The 1,089-nt window shown below is 68.3% G+C and carries 1 pseudogene; it reads left to right on the forward strand.

Features of this window, described 5'->3' with window-relative positions:
* Positions 1-482: 482 nt before the first annotated feature.
* Positions 483-1,089: pseudogene (locus tag E1284_RS40875) on the forward strand (LamG-like jellyroll fold domain-containing protein); the annotation flags it as partial.

Below are 1,089 nucleotides of genomic sequence, written 5' to 3' on the forward strand. Positions count from 1 at the left end.
GCCCCCGCCGGCTCAACGCGCCGGGCCATACCCCCTCTGACCAGCACGAACCGCCCACCCCAAAACCTGGACGGACACCGCGGAAGGCCCCGCAACGGCGGCCCGTGCCGGTCTCCAGATCCCACCGGCCCACGCGCCTGACGCCAAGTTATCGGCGCGTGCAGGTATAACTTTTTGTTCGTGACGCCATCGCTATTTCGGTCACTCCTAACGTGGACCGAAACTGTCCGCGGTGGACCACGAAGGCGTTCGAGAAGTGTCACTGGAGCACACGGATCCGAAGTGATCTAGATCACAAATTCTAGATCATCTAGAGTCTTCACAGGATCTGAGGAGCTGCTTACCTTAAGGGGGCTTTATTCGCCCTTTATGCCTCTGGGGTCTTTGTGGGCCGTCGTGCCGTCATTGGTGTGCGTTTCCGTCTATTCGGTTCCAGGTCGATGGTCTGGCGGCGTTCGGCCTGGTCGGCGGGCGTTCTCACAGTGTCGACGGCCGCGGCACTGCTCCAAGTGCCCGGCCTGTCGGCAACGCCGTCGGCGCGGGCCGGTGAGCAGGGGCCGAAGGCCGCGGTCACCGAGGAGCAGGCGCTCGCGGCGGCACGGGAGTCGGGGGCACCGGTGGAGGTGCTGGCCGGCCGGGGTGAGAGTCGCACCGTGCGGGCGCTGCCGAACGGTCGGATGGAGGTCGAGCAGCACGTCCGGCCGATCCGTGCCCGCAAGGGCGGAGGATGGGCCGACATCGACACCGGCCTGCGCCGCTCGGGGGCGGATGTGGTGCCGACGGCGACCACGGTAGGGCTGAGGTTCTCCGGTGGCGGCAGCGGCCCGATGGTGCGGATGACGCGGGCCGGGCGGACGTTGGCGTTGACGTGGCCGACGCCGCTCCCCGAACCCGTCCTCGACGGGGACACCGCCACTTATAGAGGTGTGCTGGGCGCGGATGTCGACTTGCTGTTGCGGGCTGAGGCGGACGGGTTCGCGCACACGCTGGTGGTGAAGACGGCCGAAGCCGCCAAGGATCCGCGGTTGGCGCGGCTCGCGCTGTCGCTGTCGGCGCCGGGCCTGTCGGTGACGCAGGAGCCGGCCGGCG

Source organism: Actinomadura bangladeshensis, assembly GCF_004348335.1.
In the GTDB taxonomy this organism is placed as follows: domain Bacteria; phylum Actinomycetota; class Actinomycetes; order Streptosporangiales; family Streptosporangiaceae; genus Spirillospora; species Spirillospora bangladeshensis.